Annotated in this window: 11 protein-coding genes; 6 read left to right on the plus strand and 5 right to left on the minus strand. The window is 65.1% G+C overall.

All coding sequences use genetic code 11. The annotated features are described in order from the left end of the window. Nucleotides 1-251 precede the first annotated feature (251 nt). The 4 genes from AC0L3U_RS26305 to AC0L3U_RS26320 all read left to right on the plus strand — a co-directional run bounded on the left by AC0L3U_RS26305 (nt 252) and on the right by AC0L3U_RS26320 (nt 7,829). Complete coding sequence (locus AC0L3U_RS26305) at nt 252-3,098, plus strand: beta strand repeat-containing protein (protein ID WP_473363767.1); 2,847 nt, start codon at nt 252-254, stop codon at nt 3,096-3,098. Nucleotides 3,099-3,127: 29 nt separating this feature from the next. After that, nucleotides 3,128-5,260, plus strand: a complete 2,133-nt coding sequence (locus AC0L3U_RS26310; protein ID WP_473363768.1) for a type I secretion system permease/ATPase — start codon at nt 3,128-3,130, stop codon at nt 5,258-5,260. Beyond that, nucleotides 5,247-6,701 carry an HlyD family type I secretion periplasmic adaptor subunit gene (locus AC0L3U_RS26315; protein ID WP_473363769.1) on the plus strand — a complete coding sequence of 485 codons (1,455 nt, stop codon included), beginning with the start codon at nt 5,247-5,249 and terminating at the stop codon, nt 6,699-6,701. Before AC0L3U_RS26310 ends, AC0L3U_RS26315 begins: the two co-directional genes overlap by 14 nt. Nucleotides 6,702-6,866: 165 nt before the next feature. Beyond that, a complete protein-coding gene (locus AC0L3U_RS26320; protein WP_473363770.1) occupies nt 6,867-7,829 on the plus strand; it encodes a tripartite tricarboxylate transporter substrate-binding protein in 963 nt (320 codons plus the stop codon). 159 nt (nt 7,830-7,988) lie between these two features. Here AC0L3U_RS26320 and AC0L3U_RS26325 read toward each other — a convergent pair whose 3' ends face one another. The 3 genes from AC0L3U_RS26325 to AC0L3U_RS26335 all read right to left on the minus strand — a co-directional run bounded on the left by AC0L3U_RS26325 (nt 7,989) and on the right by AC0L3U_RS26335 (nt 10,567). Beyond that, nucleotides 7,989-9,851 carry an ABC-F family ATP-binding cassette domain-containing protein gene (locus AC0L3U_RS26325; protein ID WP_473363771.1) on the minus strand — a complete coding sequence of 621 codons (1,863 nt, stop codon included), beginning with the start codon at nt 9,849-9,851 and terminating at the stop codon, nt 7,989-7,991. A 71-nt stretch (nt 9,852-9,922) separates the two neighbouring features. Beyond that, nucleotides 9,923-10,096, minus strand: coding sequence for a hypothetical protein (locus AC0L3U_RS26330; RefSeq protein ID WP_456764644.1), 174 nt, complete (start codon nt 10,094-10,096; stop codon nt 9,923-9,925). Between the two features lie 219 nt (nt 10,097-10,315). Further along, nucleotides 10,316-10,567, minus strand: coding sequence for a sulfur globule protein precursor (locus AC0L3U_RS26335; protein ID WP_247286380.1), 252 nt, complete (start codon nt 10,565-10,567; stop codon nt 10,316-10,318). A 310-nt stretch (nt 10,568-10,877) separates the two neighbouring features. Between AC0L3U_RS26335 and ndk the strand changes: the two genes are divergently transcribed. After that, entirely contained in the window at nt 10,878-11,300 is a 423-nt protein-coding gene (gene ndk / locus AC0L3U_RS26340; RefSeq protein ID WP_473363772.1) for a nucleoside-diphosphate kinase, read from the plus strand. Between the two features lie 44 nt (nt 11,301-11,344). Then, nucleotides 11,345-12,205: a TerC family protein gene (locus AC0L3U_RS26345; RefSeq protein WP_473363773.1), complete on the plus strand. Its 861-nt coding sequence runs from the start codon at nt 11,345-11,347 to the stop codon at nt 12,203-12,205. 59 nt (nt 12,206-12,264) lie between these two features. Here AC0L3U_RS26345 and ppx read toward each other — a convergent pair whose 3' ends face one another. Next, a complete protein-coding gene (ppx, locus tag AC0L3U_RS26350; protein WP_473363774.1) occupies nt 12,265-13,767 on the minus strand; it encodes an exopolyphosphatase in 1,503 nt (500 codons plus the stop codon). Nucleotides 13,768-13,782: 15 nt separating this feature from the next. After that, complete coding sequence (locus AC0L3U_RS26355) at nt 13,783-15,975, minus strand: RNA degradosome polyphosphate kinase (protein WP_473287457.1); 2,193 nt, start codon at nt 15,973-15,975, stop codon at nt 13,783-13,785. Nucleotides 15,976-16,026 lie beyond the last annotated feature (51 nt).

The following is a 16,026-nucleotide window of genomic DNA, read 5'->3' on the forward strand; positions in this document are numbered from 1 at the left end:
TTTTGCCCGGCAGTTCGGTTGCATCCGTGCGCGTTCAACGACCGGGGCCTGTTTCAAGGAGACGCTGCACGCGAACAGGCAGCCCGAATGTGACAGTCTTCACATCCGCGGCCGGCCCGACATCGGCTCGCGGCAAATCTGGAGGGAATCTCCAGAATAATCACGCGCGTCTCAAGGAACTCTTCAAGAAAGTCATGTTGGCGGCTGCTACGCCTCGAAAGGAGGGGCTAGATCGATCGAAGGATATTTGGATGTCCATTACCTCTGTGTTTTCCCCGGTTACGGGGCAACTCACCATTTTCGGCGACAGCGCGAATAACGGCCTCGTGATAAGTCGCGACAAGTCCGGCCGCATCCTGGTCAATAACGGGCACGTGAAAACGGTTGGTGGCGAACCCACGGTCGGCAACACCACCGCGATCGACATCTTCGGTCAGGGCGGTGACGACACGATCACCGTCGACGAATGCCACGGACCGATGCCGGCGGTGCACATCTTCGGCGGCGACGGCAATGACAGGATCACCGGCGGCTCGGGAGCCGATCTTCTGTTTGGTCAGGCTGGCAACGATTTGATCAAGGGCGGCGGCGGCAACGATCTGCTGTTCGGCGGAGCGGGTAACGACGTCCTGGACGGCGGCAGCGGCGACAACCAGCTGTTCGGCGAGGCCGGCGACGACGTCATGATCTGGAATCCCGGCGGCGGCACCAATCTGTTCGAGGGTGGTGAGGGCAACGATACGGCTCAGGTCAACGGAAACAACGGCGCCGAGACGTTCACGATCACGGCGAACGGCACCCGCGTGCGGCTCGACGGGACGGGCGCGGCGCCGTTCTCGCTCGACATCGGCACGACGGAAAATCTCGTCCTGCACGGGGGCGGCGGCGACGATGTCGTCACCGTGGGCAACGGGCTCGGCAGCCTGATCTCGCTGACGCTCGATGGCGGCGCTGGCAACGACAGGATCATCGGCGGTGACGGCAACGATCTCATCATCGGCGGCAGCGGCGACGATATCGTCAATGGCGGACGCGGCAACGACGTCGCCCAGCTCGGGAGTGGCGACGACACTTTCATCTGGAATCCCGGTGACGGCAGCGACACGGTCGAGGGCGGCTCGGGCAGCGACAAGCTGCTCTTCAATGGCGCCAACATCAACGAGACCATCAACATCTCGGCCAATGGCGGCCGGGTGCGCTTCACCCGCGACGTCGCCAACATCACGATGGATCTCAACAGCGTCGAGCAGATCGAATTCGATGCGCGCGGCGGCGCCGACAACATCACCGTCGGCGACTTCACCGGGACCGGCGTCAAGCAGGTGCTGGTTGATCTCGGAGCCGTTCCGGGAGGGACGCAAGGCGACGGCGCAGCTGATACGGTGACCGTCAACGGCAGCAACGGCAATCAGCACATCGAGGTCACTGCCACGGGCACAACGGTAACGGTCACGGGGCTGCCGGAGGTCGTGACGATCGCAAATGCAGAAGCCGGCAACGACCGGCTGGTCGTGCAGGCGCTCGGCGGCAATGACGTGATCGATGCATCCACGCTCGGCTCGGCGATCGGGCTGACCATCGACGGCGGGGCGGGCAACGACACCATCACCGGCAGCCAGGGCGCGGACACCCTGATCGGCGGCGACGGCAACGACAAGGTCATCGGCGGCCGCGGCAATGACGTCGCGCTTCTCGGCGCAGGCGACGACATCTTCACGTGGAATCCCGGTGACGGCAGCGACACTGTCGAAGGCGGCACGGGAACCGATACGCTGTTGTTCAACGGCGCCAATGTGGCCGAGACCATGTCGATCTCGGCGAACGGAAGCCGTGCGCTACTCACCCGTGACGTCGGTGCTATCGTCATGGACCTCGCTGGCGTCGAGCACGTGCACATCGCGGCAGCAGGCGGCGCCGACAACATCACCGTCAACGATCTGACCGGGACAGGAATCACGCAGGTTGCCATCGACCTCAGTGCCGGCCCCGGCAGCCAGAGCGGCGATGGAGCGGCGGACCGCGTGACCGTGAACGGCACGAATGGTGACGACAACATATCGGTCGTGACCTCCGGCGGATCGATCGTGGTCAATGGCCTCGCTGCGCAGGTGACGATTGCACACGCGGACGCCGGTGATGTGCTCGGCATCAACGGCGGACAAGGCAATGACATCATCAATGCGTCTTCCATCAAGGCGGGACAGTCGTTCAGCCTCAACATCAACGGCGGCGACGGCAACGACACCATCACCGGCAGTGCCGGCAATGACATTGTGAACGGCGGACGCGGCAACGATTTCGCCAATCTCGGTGCGGGCGACGACACCTTCGTTTGGAATCCCGGCGACGGCAGCGACACCGTCGAAGGCGGCAAGGGCACCGACACGCTGGCATTCAACGGCGCCAATATCAGCGAGACCATCAACATCTCGGCCAATGGCGGCCGGGTGCTGTTCACGCGAGATGTCGCCGCCATTGCGATGGACCTGAACGGGGTCGAACATGTCGACTTCAATGCTCTCGGCGGTGCCGACAACATTACGGTCGGTGACCTCTCCGGCACCGGCGTGAGCCAGGTCGACCTCGATCTCGGCGCCAATGACGGCGCCGCGGATACCGTGACCATCAACGCAACCGGCGGCAACGACGTCATCACGGTGACCGAGCACGACGGCATCATCACGGTGTCGGGGCTTGGCCAGGACATCAACATCACCGATGCCGGCGCGGGCGACAGGATCGTCATCAACGGTCTCGATGGCGATGACGTCATCACGGCTTCCGGCTTGCACGGCGGCATCCAGCTCGTTGCCAATGGCGGCAACGGCGACGACGTGCTGATCGGCAGCCCCGGCAACGACACGCTGGCAGGTGGTGCCGGTGATGACGTGCTGATCGGCGGCGGCGGCCTCGACATCCTGGACGGCGGCACCGGCAACAACGTCGTCATCCAGGGCGGAGCGTTCGCGGCCGCGATGCTGCTCAACCAGGCCATGGCGGCCAGCTTCGTCCCGGCAGGTGAGGGGAACGGCGAGATGCCGCTGCCCGATCCGCACGCGGCGCAGAGCCAGGTGCTCGCACCGCCCCAGCACGCCTGAAGCTGGCGGCTGCGACCTGGAGAACGCTCATGACGACGAACGCGGTCTCCGCCGATACGGGGCTCGATGCGTTGCTGACGCTGCTGCATCTGCAGGGCGTTGCGGCCGATCGCGCGCAGCTCAGGCACCGGCTCGGCGCGGCAAGTTTCGGCGCAGCGGATATCGTCCGCTGCGCCAGGTCTCTCGGACTTAAAGCGCGAACCTACCGAACGCAGTGGAGCCGTCTGTCGGACACCCCGCTGCCTGCGATCGCAATGCTGCGGGACGGCGGCTTCATGGTCATCGCAAAGGCCTCCGCTGACAAGGTGCTGGTGCAGTCCCCGGAGGCGCGGCGCCCGGTGCTGATGGATCGCGACGAGCTGTGCGCGATCTGGGACGGCGGCTTGATCCTGATGGTCCGGCGCGCCGGCCTGTCCGACCTCGGCCGGCACTTCGATATCACCTGGTTCATCGGCGCGATCGGCAAATACCGGCGGCTGCTGGGCGAGGTGCTGGCGGCTTCGTTCTTCCTCCAGCTTTTTGCGCTGGTCTCGCCGCTGTTCTTCCAGGTCGTGATCGACAAGGTGCTGGTGCACCGCTCGCTGTCCACGCTCGACGTCCTCGTCATCGGCCTCGTCGTCGTCTCCCTGTTCGATACCGTGCTCGGGATCCTGCGCAATTACCTGTTTGCGCACACGACCAACCGCATCGACGTCGAGCTCGGGGCCCGCCTGTTCCACCATCTGCTGGCGCTGCCGATGGCGTGGTTTCAGGCCAGGCGCGTCGGCGATTCCGTGGCGCGAGTCCGTGAGCTCGAGAACATCCGCAATTTCATCACCAGCTCGTCGCTGACGCTTCTCATCGACCTGGTCTTCACCTCGGTGTTTCTGGCAGTGATGTTCGCCTATTCGGCGCAGATGAGCTTCATCGTGCTGGCATCGTTCCCGTTCTACATCGCGATCTCGGCCGTGGCGACGCCGCTGTTTCGCCGCAGGCTGGACGAAAAATTCCGCCGTGGCGCCGAGAACCAGGCCTTCCTGGTCGAGAGCGTCAGCGGCATCGAAACGTTGAAGGCGATGGCGGTCGAGCCGCAGATGCAGCGCCGCTGGGAAGAGCAGCTCGCCGGCTATGTCTCCGCGAGCTTCGGTGTCACCAGCCTCGGCAACACGGCAAGCCAGCTGGTGCAACTCGTCAGCAAGGTCGTCACGGCCGCCATTCTCTATGTCGGAGCCAGGCTGGTGATCGGTGACGCATTGACAGTCGGCGAGCTCGTGGCCTTCAACATCTTCGCGGGGCGGGTGTCGGCCCCGGTGCTGCGGCTCGCGCAGGTCTGGCAGGATTTTCATCAGGCGCGACTGTCGATCGCGCGGCTCGGTGACATTCTCAACAGCGCGGCGGAGCCGGCGTACTCCGCCGCCCGCGCGGGGCTGCCGCCGATCCGGGGCAACATCCGCTTCGAGCACGTGTCTTTCCGCTACCGGCCCGATGGGCCGGAGATCCTGCACGATGTCTCATTCGATATTCCAGCCGGACAAACCGTCGGCATCGTCGGATCGTCCGGCTCGGGCAAAAGCACCTTCGCCAAGCTGGTGCAGCGGCTCTACGTTCCGCAAGGCGGCCGCGTGCTGGTCGACGGAATGGATCTGATGACGACCGACCCGGCCGGGCTCCGTCGGCAGATCGGAATCGTGCTCCAGGACAACATGCTGTTCAACCGGTCGGTGCGCGACAACATCGCGCTGGCCGATCCGAGCCTGGCGATGGATCGCATTATCGACGCGGCGAAGCTGGCGGGCGCGCATGATTTCATTCTGGAGCTCCCCGAGGGCTACGATACGATGGTCGGCGAGCGCGGCTCGACGCTCTCGGGCGGGCAACGCCAGCGCATCGCGATCGCCCGCGCGCTGGTGGGCAATCCCCGGATCCTGATCTTCGACGAAGCCACCAGCGCGCTCGACTATGAAAGCGAGCGGATCATCCATGACAACATGAAGGAGATCGCGAAAGGCCGCACCGTCCTGATCATCGCGCACCGTCTGTCCACCGTCCGCGGCGCCGATCGCATCTTCACCCTGGAACGCGGCCGTCTGGTCGAGGACGGCACGCATGACGCGCTGATCAAGACCGGCGGCCGCTACGCCGCCCTGCATCGTCTCCAGGGAGGCATTTATGAGGTCGGCTAGCACTGTGCCGGCCGCTCGGCCGGAGCAGACCGTGATCCCGTTCCGGAATGGAAAGAGCCGGCGCGCCGAGGAAGTCGCCTTCCTGCCGGCGGCGCTGGAAATCACGGAAACACCGCCGTCGCCGATCGGCCGCGCCATCGCAATGGCCCTGATGCTGCTTGTCTGCGCGGCGCTGGCCTGGTCGGCCTGGGGCACGATCGACATCGTGGCCTCCGCGACCGGCAAGGTCGTGTCGAGCGGGCGAAGCAAGGTGGTCCAGCCGTTCGAGACCGGCGTGGTGCGCGCCATTCACGTGCAGGACGGGCAATCGGTCAAATCAGGCGACCTGCTGATCGAGCTTGATCCGACCGTGAACGCCGCAGAGCGCGATCGTCTGCACGACGATCTCATGGCCGAGCGGCTCAACGTCGCGCGCCTCCGCGCCGCATTGGCGGGCGGCGAAGAGGTGTCCGCCGATCTCGTCGTACCAGAGGACGCCGATCCCATGCTGGTCGCGACGCAACGGCAGCTCCTCGCCAATCAGGTCAGCGAGAACAGGGCCAAGCTCGCGGCACTGGCGCGTCAAGAAGCGCAGAAGGAGGCCGAACATCAGACGATTGCGGCGACGATTCACAAGCTTGATGCGTTGCTGCCGGTCACCCAGCAGCGTGTCGAGATTCGCAAGACGCTGATGGAGAAGGAGATCGGCTCGAAGCTGACCTACTATGAGACCCTCCAGCTCCAGATCGAGCAACAGGAGGAGCTTCGCGTCCAGAGCAGCCGCTTGAAGGAGGCCGAGGCGGCCGTCGCCGCGATCCGGGAGACCCGCATCCAGGCCTTGGCGGAGTACAGGAAAAGTCTCTCCGACGAGCTTGCCAAGAGCGAACAGAAAGCCAATGGCGTCGCACGCGATCTCATCAAGGCGCAGCAGAGGACGAGGCTTCAGCAACTGACGTCGCCGGTCGACGGCGTCGTGCAGCAGCTCGCGGTTCACACTGTGGGCGGCGTGGTCACGCCCGCGCAGTCGCTGCTGGTGATCGTGCCGACCGATACGCGGCTCGAGATCGAGGCGATGATCTCCAACCGCGATATCGGATTTGTCGAGGCCGGGCAGGGCGCCGCCATCAAGATCGACACTTTCAATTTCACCCGCTACGGCCTTCTCGCGGGCCGGGTCCTGAGCGTCTCGCAGGACGCCATCATCCGCGACCGGCCACAGGAGCGCGGGAGCGACCGTGCGCTTGGGACGCAACGCGACAGCAGCGAGCCTAGCGGGCAGGAGTTGAGCTACAGCGCCCGCATCTCGCTCGATCGCAGCCAGATGCAGGTGGACGACCGCCTCGTCAACCTGTCCCCGGGAATGGCGGTGACCGTCGAGATCAGGACCGGTTCGCGCACCATCCTGAGCTACCTGCTATCGCCGCTGCAGCGCTATCGGCACGAGATCATGCGGGAGCGCTAGTTCCCGCCTGTTGCCGACGAAGCTTCGCGAGGCGCGCTGAGGGCCGATCAGGCCTTCGGCAGCTACACCATGCCGCGGACGCTCCACCCCTGATGAAGTCGTTTTCGTGTGGCCGCGCAGCCCGGAATGCGTACATAGGAGCAAGCAAAAAATTTGGAGGAAAGCATGCGGCTCATTTCCCTCGTATCGGCTCTGCTCTTGCCGTTTGGCGCGGCGCTCGCCCAGGACTATCCAGTCAGGCCCGTCACCATGCTGGTGCCATTCGCCGCCGGGGGACCTACCGACACCATTGCTCGCCTGACCGCGGCAGGCATGGCGAAATCGCTCGGCCAGCAGGTCGTCGTCGAGAACGCGCCCGGCGCCGGTGGCACCATCGCCACGACCCGCGCCTCGCGAGCCCAGCCTGACGGATACACGCTGCTGATCCATCATGTCGGCCTGTCGACCGCCGCCACACTGTACCGCAACCTGAGCTATGACACGAAGTCGGCCTTTGCGCCGATCGGGCTTGTGACCAATGCGCCGATGACCATCATCGCGCGTCCGGATTTTCCGGCCGACACGCTGAAGGAATTGGTCGCCTACGCCCAGCAGGGCGACAAATTGACCTATGCCAATGCCGGACTCGGAGCGGCGTCGCACCTCTGCGGCATGCTGTTCATGACGGCGATCCAGAAGCAGCTCACCGCAGTGCCCTACAAGGGCAACGGCCCCATCATGAACGATCTTCTCGGCAGGCAGATCGATCTCACCTGCGACCAGGCGACGAACACGACCGGCCCGATCATGTCGAAGCAGGTCAAGGCCTATGCGATCACCACCAGGGAGCGGCTGAAGAGCCTGCCCGATCTGCCGACGGCCGACGAGGCCGGCCTCAAAGGGTTCGAGCTTGGTGTCTGGCACGGCATCTATGCCCCCAAGGGCACACCGCCGGCGGTCGTTCAGAAGCTGACCGCGGCGCTCCAGTCCGCCCTTAGGGATTCCTCGCTGATCGCTCGGTTCAACGACATCAACACGGAGCCGGTCCCGCAGGAGAAGGCGACGCCGGAGGCGCTGGCCGCGATGCTCGCGAGCGAAGTCGACCGCTGGGCTCCGATGATCAAGGCAGCCGGCCAATTCGCGGACTGAGCCATTTCTGCTCAATTCGTGCCGACATCGCTGCGTGAGCGGGCCGAGTCAGCACGGTAAAGATCAGTCCATTCAACAGCTAATCACCGGGTAGCAAAATACCGGTACTGTGCATGGGGTTGTTTTTGCGATTTTGATGTCGGTCCGGTCGTGCAGGCTTCAGCCCGCCGCCTCGTCGAACTGCGTGCTCGCCTCGAGCCACTGCTCCTCGGCGCGCGCCAGCGCATCGGCCGCATTGGCGCGTGCTTTCGACAATTGCGCGGCCTGCTTGGGGTCGCGGGTGAAGATGTCGGGCAGGGCCAACGCAGTGTCGATCTTGCTGATGATCGCGCTGACGCGGGCGATCTCGGTTTCGGCTTCCGCGATACGTTTTTTCAGCGAGCCGCGATTGTCCGATCTCGGACGCTGCGGCTTCTCGCTCGGCGCGCCGCGCTCGCGCGGGGCGGGCTCGCCATTGCGCGCGGACAGCACCAGGCGGCGATATTCGTCGAGGTCACCGTCGTAATTGGTCACGGTGCGGTCGGCGACGATCCAGAGTTGATCGGCGCAGGACTCGATCAGATAGCGGTCATGCGAAACCATGATGACGGCGCCGGGGAATTCGTTGATGGCTTCCGCAAGCGCGGCGCGGCTGTCGATGTCGAGATGGTTGGTCGGCTCGTCCAAGATGATCATGTTGGGGCCGAAGAAGGTCGCAAGTCCCAGCAGGAGCCGCGCCTTCTCGCCGCCCGACAATTTTCCAACCTTGGTGTCGGCCGCCTTGCCGGAAAAGCCGATCGCGCCGGCGCGTGCGCGCACCTTGGCTTCAGGCGCCTCACCCATCAGCTTGCGGACGTGGTCGTAGGTCGAGGCATCCTCGTTCAATTCGTCGAGCTGGTGTTGCGCGAAATAGGCGATCGACAGCTTGTCCGCGCGCGTCACCTTGCCCGAGAACGGCGCGAGGCGGCCGGCGAGCAGTTTCACAAGGGTCGACTTGCCGTTGCCGTTGGAGCCGAGCAGCGCAATGCGGTCGTCATTGTCGACGCGCAAGGTGACGCGGTTCAGCACGGGCGCGTTCGGATCGTAGCCGACCACGACGTTGTCGGCGGCGATGATCGGCGGCGACAGGATTTTCTCCGGCGCGGGAAAGCTGATCTCGCGCACATCCTGGGTGACCAGCGCCGTGATCGGCTTCAGCCGCTCCAGCATTTTCACACGGGATTGCGCCTGGCGGGCTTTTGAGGCTTTCGCCTTGAAGCGGTCGACGAAGGCCTGCAGGCGCGCGCGTTCGGCTTCCTGCCGCTTGACCGCTTTGGCGTCGAGCATCTCGCGCATGGCGCGTTGCTCTTCGAAGGAGGAGTAGGTGCCCTTGTAAAGTGTGAGCTTGCTGCGATCCAGATGCAGGATCTGGTCGACCGAGCTTTCAAGAAGGTCGCGGTCATGGCTGATCACGATCACGGTGCGCGGATAATGCGCGAGGTGATCCTCCAGCCACAGCGTGCCTTCGAGGTCGAGATAGTTGGTGGGCTCGTCGAGCAGCAACAGGTCGGGAGCCGCGAACAACGTTGCGGCGAGCGCAACGCGCATGCGCCAGCCGCCGGAGAATTCGGCGCAGGGGCGGAGCTGGTCGGTGGCCGAGAAGCCCAGGCCGGAGAGGATGGCGGCGGCGCGGCTCGGTGCCGAATGCGCGTCGATGTCGACCAGCCGGGTCTGGATCTCGGCGATCCGGTGCGGGTCGGTCGCGCTCTCGGCCTCGGTGAGCAGCGCGTCGCGTTCGAGGTCGGCCTTGAGCACGACCGAAACTAGGCTCTCAGGGCCGTTCGGCGCTTCCTGCGCGAGGCTGCCGACGCGCCAGCGGGGCGGCAGGGTCACCGTGCCGTGCTCGGCGGCGAGCTCGCCGCGGATCACCTTGAACAGGGTCGATTTGCCGGTGCCATTGCGACCGACCATGCCGACGCGGGATCCGGGCGTGATCTGCACGGAACTCTGGTCAATCAGAAGGCGTCCGGCGAGGCGGATGGAGAGGTCGGTGATGGCAAGCATGCGGCCTTGTCACCGCACCCGCGATCAAACGCAACCCGTTTTTCCGTGTCTGCAAGCCGGTGCTCGTCAACTCAGTGCGAATCGCGCTCGCGCTGCTTCAGCTCATTGAGGAGTTGCTCGAGGTGCGTCGGCAGCCTGGATTCGGGCCGCAGGCTCTGCTGGAGCCGTTCGCCCACCGCATCGCGGATCGAGCGGCTGGTGCGCCGGTCGATTTGCTCGCTGTCGTCGGCGAAAAGGCTAACCATCGCAGGGTTCCGTGTTCTCAAAGAAGCAACACGGTACCAAGTCCTTGGCCCCCAAATGGTTTCGCCACTCGCGGCGAGTGCGCGGCATTCTAGCAAAAATTGTGTGAAGCCACGTAATATCCCCCTCCGAATACAAAGCCCCGGCGCTGGGGGACGCCGGGGCTTCGCTTGGAAGGTACCTTGGGGGGCTCAGGTACCTTTGGAAAGGTGCTGTCGGGCTCAGTAGCAGCGGTTGATCATCCGCCAGCGGGGTCCCCAGGGGGTCGGGACCAGCCGGCGCACATAGCAGCCGCCATAACCGTAGGAGACGGGGCCGCCGGCATAGAAGCGCGGTCCACCCCAGCCGTGATGCCAGCCACCGCCGCCGCCATGACCCCAGCCGCCATGCCAATGAGCGGACGCGGAGGTCGGTGCCAGCGCGGCACCAAGCGCGACCGCGGCAACGGCGGCGAGCGAAAGTTTCCTCAACATGGTGATCTCCTCAAAACTGCCGGCGCGGGGCTATCGCGTCGATGGAAAGGCCGCCGAAACGGTCCGCCTCGGGCAGAGGCTTTGGTTTCGATGGACCTGAGGTTAACCGAGCGAGGCTGAACCAAACCCTGACGAGGCCTTCAGATTGGGTTCATTTGGGTGAAATCGTCGTAATCTATCTTGGAATTCGGGCCGCTGGCCTGCGGCGAAGCGCCCGCGAGTCGGTTTTGGCGGTCGCTTGCCGTATGGCGAAGGCGCCGATATAAGCCCGGCAACTCCGAACCACCGTTTTCTCTTCAAGGACAAGATCATGGCCATCGAACGCACCTTCTCGATCATCAAGCCCGACGCCACCGCGCGTAACCTCACCGGTGCGGTTAACGCCGTGATCGAGAAGGCGGGCCTGCGTATCGTCGCGCAGAAGCGCATCCGCATGACCAAGGAACAGGCCGAGACCTTCTATGCGGTCCACAAGGCGCGCCCCTTCTTCGGTGAGCTCGTGGACTTCATGACCTCGGGCCCGGTGGTGGTCCAGGTGCTGGAAGGCGAGAGTGCCGTCTCCAAGTATCGCGACGTGATGGGGGCGACCGATCCGTCCAAGGCGGCTGACGGCACCATCCGCAAGCTCTACGCAAAGTCGATCGGCGAGAATTCCGCGCACGGTTCGGATGCGCCGGAGACCGCCGCGATCGAGATCGCGCAGTTCTTCTCGGGCAACGAGATCGTCGGCTGATCCGTCAGCCGATAAGGTAACGAGACGCGGCGAAAGGACGTAGTGTGAACTGGCTCTGGCAGATCTTCGATCCCGCTACGATCGGGGCATTCTTCACCCAGTTCCGCGTTGAGATGGCCGAACCGACCTTCTGGGTCGCGGTCGGCAAGATCATCTGGATCAACATCCTCTTGTCCGGCGACAATGCGCTGGTGATCGCGCTCGCCTGCCGCGGCCTCAAGCCGCGGCATCGGCTGTGGGGCATGATCCTCGGTGCCGGCGCGGCGGTGCTGCTGCGGATCATCTTCACGGGCATCGTCGCGAGCCTGATGGAGCTGCCGTACCTCAAGCTGGTCGGCGGTCTTGCGCTGATCGTGATTGCGGCAAAGCTGCTGGTGCCGGAACAGGAGGACGAGGACGGCGTCGAGTCGGCTTCGCATCTGTGGCAGGCCGTGCAGATCGTCGTCGTCGCCGACATCGTCATGAGCCTGGACAACGTCATTGCCGTGGCCGCGGCCGCCAATGGCAGCGCGCCCTTGCTGGTGCTCGGCCTTGCCATCAGCGTGCCCTTGATCGTCGCCGGTGCGGCGCTGATCATGGCGCTGCTCGCAAAGCTCCCGGTTCTGGTGTGGGCCGGCGCGGCGCTGCTCGGCTGGATCGCGGGCGAGGTGATCGCGACCGATCCCGGCATCGCGCCGAGGCTGCACACGCTGTTCGACGGTCCGTTCGGCGCCTCGCTGGACAACATGCTCGGCGCCTTGCGCATCCCGCCGCAATTCGCCCATGGCGGCGGAGGCGGCGAATATCTCTGCGCAGTTCTCGGCGTCGTCGTCGTGCTGGTCGTCGGCTCCATCTGGCGCCGCCGCAGCATGAGCGCAGCCGCGCTGGAATCATCCGAGCGCCACGCCAAGGCCTCGGCGGAGTAGATCTATCTTTTGAGCATGATCTTTTCGGAAAAGCGCTTCAGGCTTTTCCGGATCATGCGCTACCGCCGGACGATCGAGCCGGCGCGGTTGATCAGCCGGGCGAGCGCGCGGAAGCGGCTGCCGACGCGGTCCGCGACGAGATCGCCGAGGCGGTGCTCGAACACCAGCAACAGCTTGCGGCCCACGCTGCGGAAATGCGTCGCAGGCAAGACGCCCGGACGCGCCGCCGAGATCAGATGCGCGACGCGGAAGGCCGCGCCCAGCAGGCGGGCGCGTTCGAGCTGCGCCGGCGTCAGCAGCTCCTGCATGGCGACCGGCGGCTGGTTCTCCTCGCTGAGCCCCGCATAGCGATAGAACACGGACAGGCCGACGAAGGCGCGCTCGGTGTGGGTGATCGCGCCGAAATTGCCGTTGACGACCAGGCTCAGCGTCTGCTCGCCGCGATGGTCGGGATGCACGCGCCAGCCGATGTCGGACAGCAGGCACGCCGCGTGGCGCAGGCGGCGGTCCTCCTCGGTCTCGCGCAGCTTCACCACGCGCGCGAGGCGGTCGGTCCAGGCGATCAGCTCGCGCGCGTGCTTTGCCGAACGCGACAGCAGCTGGTTCAGCTCCTCGGCCGCGCAGATCAGCCCGTCCTTGTTGCGTTCGGACTCCGGCAGCTTCTCGTGCAGCAGGCCCTCGCGCACGCCAAAGGTCGAGAACACGATGGTCTTCGGCTTCGCCACCCGGATGATGTGTTCGAGCACCAGTGCGGCATAGGTGAGGAGCGGGCGCCGGGCATCGGCGACGATCTCGATGTCGGCGAGCATGCCGGCGGCCGCAAGCCGGCGGAGGCGACGCGAAAAATCGAGCGCCTCGGCCGCTGAAATCGAATAGCCGTGCATCACCTGGAGCGGATAGCCGCTCTGGATGATGTGGATGCGCGCAAGCGCGCGCCAGGTGCCGCCGACGGCGTAGAAGCTGCGGCCGCTCCCTGCCTTGAGCTGCGCCACCCCGTCGAGCGCTTCGCGCACGATGCGGTCGGCGCGTTTCAGGGATTTATGCGCGAGGTCCTGCAGCGCGAGCCCGCCGAGCGGCAGCGTCACGCCGCTGCGCACAGTGTTTTTGCGCACGTCGATCAGTTCGAGCGAGCCGCCGCCGAGGTCGCCGACGATGCCGTCGGGATGATGGATGCCGGAGATCACGCCGAGCGCCGACAGCCGCGCCTCGCGCGGGCCCGACAGGATCTCGATCTTCACCGCGCAGATGCGCTCGGCCTTCGCGATGAAGTCGGCGCCGTTGGAGGCGTCGCGGCAGGCGGCGGTCGCAATCGCAAACACCCGTCCGACCTGCATCACCCGGCACAGCGCACGGAAGCGCTTGAGCGAGGTCAGCGCCTTGTCGACGGCGTCGGGCGCAAGCAGTCCCGTGCTCTGCACCTCGCGGCCGAGCCCGCACAGCGTCTTCTCGTTGAAGATCGGAATCAGACTCCGCGTCAGTCCCTCGTAGACGACGAGACGGACCGAGTTGGAGCCGATGTCGATGACCGCGACGCTCGAGCCGCGCTTGCGCGGCCGCTTCACGTCGACGATCCCGGATCAGGATTGATGACGTTCATTACGGCGCGTGAGGCGGCGCGGCGAGGATTCCTTGAGCGACTTACCACGGCCAGACAGACTCGGATTTGTCATGAAGTAGTTGTGGACGTTGAAAGGCTCCTCGCCCTTCGCGGTCTTCATACGCGTTGAGGACCCGTCCGGCAACAATTGCCAGCTCTGTTCATTGTCCTTGAGATTCGCGACCATGATCTGTTCGAGAACCTGCTGATGCACCGTGGGATTTTGCAGCGGACACAGCACCTCGACGCGGCGGTCGAGATTGCGCGGCATCATGTCGGCCGAGGAGATATACACAGCCGCTTTCGCGCTCGGCAGGCCCTGGCCCATGCCGAAGCAGTAGATTCGGCCGTGTTCGAGGAATCGTCCGATGATCGACTTGACGCGAATGTTCTCCGACAGTCCGGGAATGCCGGGCCGCAGGCAGCAGATACCGCGCACCACGAGCTCGACCTGCACGCCGGCCTGTGAGGCCTCGTAGAGCGCGTCGATGATGTCGGGGTCGACCAGCGCGTTCATCTTCATCCAGACCGCACCGGGCCGGCCGTGCCGCGCATGCGCGGTCTCGCCCTGGATGTGCTCGATGATGCGCTTGCGCAGGGTCAGCGGCGACACCGCCATCTTTTCCAGATCGCTCGGCGCGGCATAGCCGGTGATGAAGTTGAACACGCGGGCAGCGTCGCGGCCGATGGTCGGATCCGAGGTGAAATAGGAGAGGTCGGTGTAGATGCGCGCGGTTACCGGGTGGTAATTGCCGGTGCCGGTGTGGACGTAAGTTGTGAGGCTGCCGCCCTCGCGGCGCACCACCATCGAGAGTTTTGCGTGCGTCTTCAGTTCGAGGAAGCCGTAGACGACCTGCACGCCGGCGCGCTCGAGGTCGCGCGCCCAGCGGATGTTGGCCTCCTCGTCGAAGCGCGCCTTCAGCTCGATCAGCGCGGTGACGGATTTGCCGGCTTCGGCAGCTTCCACGAGCGCGCGCACGATCGGCGAGTTGCTGGAGGTGCGGTAGAGCGTCTGCTTGATGGCGACGACGTCGGGGTCGCGCGTCGCCTGCTGGAGAAACTGCACCACGACGTCGAAGGATTCGTAGGGGTGATGGACGACGAGGTCCTTCTGCCGGATCGCAGCGAAGATGTCGCCGCCTTGCTCGCGGACGCGCTCGGGATGGCGGGGCACGTAAGGGGTGAATTCCAGGTCGGGCCGGTCGAGGCGGGTGAGCTGCGAGAGCTCGTTCATGGCGAGCACGCCATCGACCAGGAACACCTCGTCGTCCGCGGTCGACAGCGCGTGCTGCACGAAGCTGCGCAGCTGCTCCGGCATCTTGGCGTCGATCTCGAGCCGGATCACCGAGCCGCGGCGGCGGCGCTTCAGCGCCGTCTCAAACAGGCGGACGAGATCCTCGGCCTCTTCCTCGATTTCGAGTTCGGAGTCGCGGATGACACGGAAGGCGCCCTGGCCGTGCAGATTGTAGCCGGGGAACAGGCGGTTGATGAACAGCGCGGTGGCCTGCTCCAGCGAGATCAGCCGGACGACCTTGCCCTCAGCCGGCAGGCGAATGAAGCGGTCGATCTTGCCGGGCATGCGGATCAGCGCGTTCATCTGTTTGCCGTCGGCGGCGCGCGTGAGCTGGAGCGCGATGGTGAAGCCGAGGCTCGGAATGAACGGGAAGGGGTGGGCCGGGTCGATCGCGAGCGGAGTCAGCAGCGGGAACACGTTGCTGAGGAAGTAGTCCTCGACCCAGGTTCGTTCCGCCTTGGTGACTTCCTTGCCCTCGACCAGCACGATGCCCTCGTCGGCGAGCGTGCCGCGCAGGTCGCGCCAGATTGCCTGCTGGTCGGAGGCAAGCTGCGAGACGGTTCTGTTGATGAGCGCGAGCTGCTCGGACGGGGTCAGACCGTCGGGGCTGCGCTCGGCAATGCCCTCGCGCACCTGGGCCTTGATGCCGGCGACGCGGACCATGAAGAACTCGTCGAGGTTATTCGCTGAAATCGACAGGAATCGCACCCGCTCCAGCATGGGGTGGCTGGGATTGACCGATTCCTCCAGGACGCGGCGGTTGAAGTGCAGCCAGGAGAGCTCGCGATTGATGAACCGCTCGGGGCTCGATGCGATCGCCGGCGGGCCTTCGGCCTCCGGGGCTTTTTCTTTAATTTCAACAGCTTGCGCAGAGTCCATCAGAAGTCGATCCATCCAGTTCGCCCCAATTTGCGACTTAGCCGCAAAACC

Source organism: Bradyrhizobium sp. Kon69, from assembly GCF_055807515.1.